Below are 6984 nucleotides of genomic sequence, written 5' to 3' on the forward strand. Positions count from 1 at the left end.
GCGCGACGGTTCACGCTCGGCCGCGGCCAGCGGCGCCTGCGCGACGAACACCGCCTGCTGTGCCAGCACCGGGTGCGTCGTCGCGCCCGGCAGCGGCGTGGCGCCCTGCAGGCCGTGCTGCGACAGCAGCGTCGTCCAGCCCTCGCGCGGCATCAGCGCATAGCTGCGGCGCTGCGTGTCGGTGTGCGCCCACCAGCCCTCGAGCAGGCCGACGGTGAGGTCGCCGAAGCGCTGCGGCGTCGTGCCTTCGAGCAGCACCAGCACGCCGCCGGGCGCGAGCAACTGCCGCACATGGCGGATCGTCACGTCGAGGTCGGGCGTGGCGTGCAGCACGTTCGCGCCGAGCACCAGGTCGTAGCCGCCGGCCGCGAAGCCTTGCCCGGCCGGCGCACGGCCGATGTCGAGCAGCTCGTAGCGCATGAAGCCGTGCGATGCGAACTTCTCGCGGGCGCGGTTCAGGAACAGCGGCGAGACGTCGGTGAAGGTGTAGTCGATGCGCACCCCGCCCTGCACCGGCAGCGCCGGCAGCACGTGGCTGGTCGTGCTGCCGGTGCCGGCGCCGATCTCCAGCACGCGCAGCGGCCGCCCGGCCGGCCACGCGGCGGCCAGCGCGCGCACCGTCTCGGCGATCACGCCGTTGTAGGTCTTCGCGGGCGGCGAGTTCTGGTACAGCCGCTCGGTGTCGGCCAGCGAGCCGCCGGGGAACAGCAGCGCGAGCGGATCGGCCCGGCCGCGCAGCACCGCGGCCAGTTCGTGGCCGCAGCGGCGCGTGAGCACCAGCTCGGCCTCGCCTTCCGGGTGCCGCGCGAGCAGGCCGTCGGCGAGCGTTTCGGGGTCGCTCTCGTCCGGGGTGCGGCGCACGACCCAGGTGGCGCCGTCGCGCACCAGGATGCCGTCTTCGGCCAGGATCGCGAGCATCCGCTGCACGAGCCGGGCGTGCGCCGGCAGCGTATCGAAGCGCGCCGGGTCGATCGCGGTGGCCGGCGCGAAGCTGCAGCCGAGCAGGCGCAGTGCGCGCACGACGTAAGCCGCCGCGAGCTGGTCCAGCCCGGTCAGGAAGTCCGCATACCCATCGAGGCCGTTCTGCGCGGCCAGCGTGTCGATGCGCGGGAGCACGCGCGTGGCGAGCTGGGCGGGAGCGAGCGGCTGCAGCGCCGGGCGCTCGGACTCGCGCCAGACGATCTCGTGCAGCATCTTCTGCACGCTGGGCGCCAGGCCGCTTGCCGATGCGGTGTTCTGCTCGGGGCGCAGCCTGAACGGGGAGTTGTCCGCGAACGCGGGCCAGTAGCGCTCGCGCTGGAACGGGTAGCTCGGCAACGGCACGCGCCGGCCGCCGCGGCCGGCGTCGAAGCCCTGCCAGTCGATCTCGACGCCCTGCACGTACAGCGCCGCGAGGCTGTCCAGCATCTGCTCGCTGTCGGGCTTGCCGCGCCGCAGCGACGGCAGCCAGCCGCCGCGCTCCGGCAGGCAGGCGCGGCCCAGCCCGAGCAGCGTCGGGTGCGGACCGATCTCCAGGAACAGCTCGCAGCCGGCATCGGCCAGCGACTGCATGGCCGGCGCGAAGCGCACCGCGGCCATCACGTGCTCGCGCCAGTAGGTCGGGTTGGCGATCTCGTGGCCGATCAAGCGCCCGGTGACGTTGGAGACCAGGTCGATGCGCGGCGCGCTGTAGTGGATCGCCTGCAGCACCTCGCCGAAGGCATCGAGCATCGGCGCCATCAGCGGCGAGTGGAACGCATGCGAGACCTTCAGCCGCGTGACGACCAGGCCCGCGGCCTGCAGCTGCGTGGCGATCGCGTCGACCGCCATCGCGAGGCCCGAGATCACGACGTTGTCGGGCCCGTTCACCGCGGCCACCGAGACCTCGCGGCGCCACGGCGCCAGCACGTCGGCGATGCGCGCTTCGTTCGCCATCACCGCGAGCATCGCGCCGTTGCGCGGCAGCGCGCCCATCAGCCGGCCGCGTTCGGCGATCAGGCGCAGCGCGTCTTCCAGGCTGAACACGCCGGCGATGCAGGCCGCGACGACCTCGCCGACGCTGTGCCCCATCACCGCCTGCGGCTGCACGCCCCACGACATCCACAGCGTGGCCAGCGCGTACTCGACGGCGAACAGCGCCGGCTGCGTGTACTCGGTGTCGTCGAGCRGCGCCCCATCGCGGAACAGCACGTCGAGCAAGGGCATCGGCAACTGCAGTCCCGCGGCGCAGCGATCGAGCGCATCGCGGAACACCGGTTCGCTGTCATACAGGCCCCGTGCCATGCCGATCGATTGCGAACCCTGGCCGGTGAACAGGAACGCGAGCTTCGGCGGCCGCGCCGGCGCGGTGCCGGCGAGCACGCCCGCGACCTCCTCGCCGGACAGCCAGGCCGACAGGCGTTGCCGCGCGTCGGCCGGTGTCGCGGCGCTCACCGCGAGCCGCTGCGCGAAACGCGCGCGGCCGGTGTTCGCGCTGAAGGCCAGGTCGGCGAGCGGCGCGCCGTCCGCCAGCAACGGCAGGTGCTGCTGCACCAGTTCGCGCAGCGCCGCCGGCTGGCGCGCCGACAGCGTCAGCAGTTGCAGCGGCCGCGGATTCGATGTGATGCGCTCCACCTGCGGCGCCTGGGCCATCACCAGGTGCACGTTGGTGCCGCTGAAACCGAACGAGCTGACGCCCCCGATGCGCTGGGCCTGAGCCGGCCACGGTCCGAGCGCCGTCGGCACGCGCACCGGCAGCTCGTCCCACGGGATGAACGGATTCGGTTGCTGCAGGTGGATCTGCCCCGGCACCTGCGCCTGCTGCAGCGCCATCGCCATCTTGATCACCGCGGCGACGCCGGCCGCGGCCTCCAGGTGGCCGACGTTCGCCTTCACCGAACCGAGCAGCAGCGGCGCGCCGGCCGCGCGGCCTTCACCCATCACCGCGCCGAGCGCCTGCACCTCGATCGGGTCGCCGAGCGAGGTGCCGGTGCCGTGCGCCTCGACGACGCCGACCTCGGCCGGCAGCACGCGCGCATCGGCCAGCGCGTCGCGCAGCACGGCCTCCTGCGACGGGCCGTTCGGCGCGGTCAGCCCGTTGCTGCGGCCGTCCTGGTTGGCGGCCGAGCCGCGGATCAGCGCGATCACGGTGTCGCCATCGGCCTGCGCATCGGCCAGCCGCTTCAGCACCAGCAGCCCGCAGCCCTCGCCGCGCACGAAGCCGTCGGCGCGCGCGTCGAAGGCCTTGCAGCGGCCGTCCGGCGCCATCATGTGCGAGCGCGACAGCGCGACCGTGATCTCCGGACTCAGCACCAGGTTGACGCCGCCCGCCAGCGCCTGGTCGCATTCGCCGCGGCGCAGGCTGTGCACCGCCTGGTGGATCGCCACCATCGACGACGAGCAGGCGGTGTCGACCGAGACGCTCGGCCCGCGCACACCGAGCACGTACGAGAGCCGGCCCGACGCGATGCTGTGCGCGATGCCCGATGCGGTGTAGGCGTCGTAGCTGTCGACGCCGCCCTGGCGCAGCAGTTGCCAGTAGTCGCCGGCCGACATGCCGACGAACACGCCGGTGCGGCTGCCGGCCACGCGCTCGGGGTTGATGCCGGCGTGTTCCAGCGCCTGCCAGGCCACCTCGAGCAGCAGGCGCTGCTGCGGGTCCATGCTGAGCGCCTCGCGCGGCGAGACGCCGAAGAAGTGCGCGTCGAAGCCGTCGACCGGGCCGACGAAGCCGCCGAAGCGGGTGTTCATCGTACCGGGGTGGTCGGGATCGGCGTCGAACCAGTCGTCGATGGCCCAGCGTTCGGCGGGCACCTCGGTGATGGCGTCGACGCCGTCGCGCACCAGCGCCCAGAATTTCTCCGCCGTGTCGGCGCCGCCGGGGAAGCGGCAGCCGATGCCGACGATCGCGATCGGCTGGTGCGCCGCCGCTTCGAGTTCCTGCACGCGCTGCTGCAGCTCGTCGGCCAGCAACGCGAGGCGCTTCGGCGAGAAATGGCTGATGCGTTCCAGGAAATCGGACATTCAGGGCCTCTTCAGTTTCTTGGCGAACATCGCCTCGACTTCTTCGTCGCTCATCTCGTCGAGCGCACCGACCGCGTCGACCGGCTTCGCCTCGGCCACGGGCGCAGCGGGCACGGCCAGCGCTTCGAGGTAGGCCGCCAGCGCCTCCAGCGTCGGGTGGTCGAACACCAGCGTCGCCGGCAGGCTGCGTGCCAGGCCGAGCCCGGTGCCGAGCCGGTTGCGCAGCTCCACCGCCATCAGCGAATCGAGCCCGAGCTCGTTGAGCGGCTGGCGCGGGTCGATCGCCAGTGCGCTCGGCGCATCGACCACCCGCGCGACGTGCTCGGCGACGAAGCCCAGCAGCCGCTCGCGGCGGCGTTGCGGCGTGGCCTGCTTCAGCTCGTCGATCAGCGCGGCGCCGGCCGCCACTGCGGGCTTCGCGTCGGCATGCTTCGCGCCGGGCTTCCCTGCGCCTTTCGCGTGCTCGGTGAAATGCGCGACGAAGCGGCCATGCGCATCGCCACCCGCCAGGAACCGCTCCCAGCGCACCGGGAACACCCCCGCATGGGCTGCCTCGGCGCGCATCAGCTTCTCCAGCAGTTCAAGCCCGTGCGTCGGCGTGATCACGTCGATGCCGCGCGCGGCCACGCGCTGGTCCACCTGGCGATCGGCCGCGGCGCCGACCTCGCTCCAGGCGCCCCAGCTGATGCTGAGCCCGGGCAGCCCGAGCGCGCGCCGGTGCGCGGCCAGCGCATCCATGAACGCATTCGCCGCCGCATGGTTCGCCTGGCCGCGCGAGCCGAGCACCGAGGCCATCGACGAATACAGCACGAAGAAGTCCAGCGGCTCGCCGCGCGTCAGCACATGCAGCGCCCAGCTGCCGTCGAGCTTGGGGCCCAGCGGGCGCACGAAGCGCGGCCAGTCCTGCTGCAGCAAGGCGCCGTCTTCCAGCACGCCGGCCGAATGGATCACGCCGCGCAACGGCTGCCCGCCGCGCGCGATGCCGTCGAGCACGCGGGCGACCTCGTCGGCGCGCGACATGTCGGCCTGCACCGCCTGCACCTGCGCGCCCTGCGCCCGCATCGCATCGAGCGTGGCCTGCGCCGCCGGCGACGCCGCGCGCCGGCCGACCAGCACCAGGTGGCGTGCCCCCCGCTCGACCAGCCGACCGGCCGTCAGCAGCCCGAGGCCCGACAGCCCGCCGGTGACGAGGTAGACACCGCGCGGCGTCAGCGCCTGCAGCGAGGCCTGCAGCGCATCGTGCTGCGTCAGCACGACCTTGCCGGTGTGCCGCGCCTGCGCCATGAAGCGGAAGGCCTCGCCGCCACGCTGCAGCGGGAACGCATGCAGCGGCAGCGGCTTCAGCTCGCCACGCTGCACCGCGCCCATCACGTCGGCGAACAGCGCCTGCGCCGCCGCCGGGTCCTGGTAGCGCTGGGCGTTCAGGTCGATCGCGTGGTAGCGCGCCTGCGGGCGCAGTTCGCGGAACTGCGACAGGCTCCAGATGTCGCGCTTGCCGATTTCCAGGAAGCTGCCTTGCGCCGACAGGCTGCGCACGCTGGCCGGGATGAATTCGCCGGCCAGCGAGTTCAGCACCAGGTCGACGCCGCGGCCGTCGGTCAGGCGCGCGATCTCGGCTTCGAAGTCGAGCGTGCGCGAGTTCAGCACATGTGCCGCGCCGTGCGCGCGCAGCAGCGCGCGCTTCGCGTCGCTGCCGGCCGTCGCGAAGACAGTCGCACCGGCGCGCTGCGCGATCTGCAGCGCGGCCATGCCGACGCCGCCGGCGGCCGCATGGATCAGCACCGTCATGCCGGCGCGGATGCCGCCCAGCATGTGAAGCGCGTGCCACGCGGTCATCAGTGCGAACGGCAGCGTCGCGCCCTCGGCATAGCCGATGCCGCGCGGCAACGGCGCCACATGCTGCGCGCCGGTCGTCATGAAGCTCGCGAAGCAGGCCTCGCCGGTCGCGACCACCGCATCGCCGATCGCGAAGCCTTCGACACCCTCGCCGAGCGCGACGACGGTGCCGGTGCATTCGCCGCCCAGCGGCTCCGGGTCGGCGCGCAGTGCGACGGCATTCATGATGTCGCGGAAGTTCAGGCCCGCCACGCGCACGCGGATCTCGACCTCACCGGGGCCGGGCGCGCGGCGCGTCATCGGCAGCAGCGGCATCTCGTCGAACACGCCGCTGGCGGCCTTCTCGAGTCGCACCGGCACCGGCTCGAATGGCTCGGCGCTGCCGTGCACCAGCCGCGCGACGAAGGCCTTGCCGCCACGCAGCGCGAGTTGCGGCTCGTCGCCGTCGGCGCCGATGGCTTGCCACAACGCGCCGGCGTCATCGTTGCCATCGAGGTCGATGCGGGTCGCGCGCAGTTCCGGGTGTTCGAGCGCGACGACCTTCGCGAAGCCCCACACCGGCGCCTGCAGCGGGTTCGGCACATCGCCCTCGCCCACCGGCTGCGCGCCGCGCGTCGCGATCCACAGCCGCGGCGTCGTGCCGGCCGCGAACGACTGCGCGCCGAGCGCCTGCACCAGCTTCAGCAGCGAGCCGAGGCTCGCGCGCTGCGTGTCGATCAGCGAAGCGGCCGACCGGGCATCCGGCACCGCGAGTTCGAGCGCGCCGAGGTGGACGATGCCGCGCAGGGGGCGCCCCACGAGCAGGCTGGCCGGCTCGGCATCGGCCGACGCGATCGTCACCTCGTGACCCTCGGCACGCATCCGCGCCGCCAGCGCCTCGCCGACGCCGCTGCGGTCGCCGACCAGCAGCCAGCCCGACGCCGGCACGGCATCCACCGCCTGCACCGGCCGCCGCGCGGCCAGCAGCACCTCGCGCGAATTCGGCTGCGGCGCATCGATCGCCGCGGCCTCGAAGCCGAGTTCGTCGAGCAGCGCCAGCCAGCGTGCGCGCGACAGCAGCGGGTAGGCCGGCCGCAGCGCGCTGTCGGTGAAGCGCCACCAGCCGTCGGTCAGCCCGAAGGTGATGTCGATCCAGCGCTCCATGCCCGCCACCTCGAGCATCAGCAG

The 6984-nt window shown here is 73.4% G+C and carries 2 protein-coding genes; both read right to left on the reverse strand.

The genetic code is table 11. The features are described from left to right. Positions 1-3981 (reverse strand): type I polyketide synthase (locus AC1D15_RS13200; protein WP_477826334.1); only part of this gene is annotated, 3981 nt, incomplete at its 3' end. After that, positions 3982-6984 (reverse strand): SDR family NAD(P)-dependent oxidoreductase (locus tag AC1D15_RS13205; protein ID WP_477826335.1); only part of this gene is annotated, 3003 nt, incomplete at its 5' end.

It is taken from the genome of Rhizobacter sp. P2_H2, from assembly GCF_056403375.1.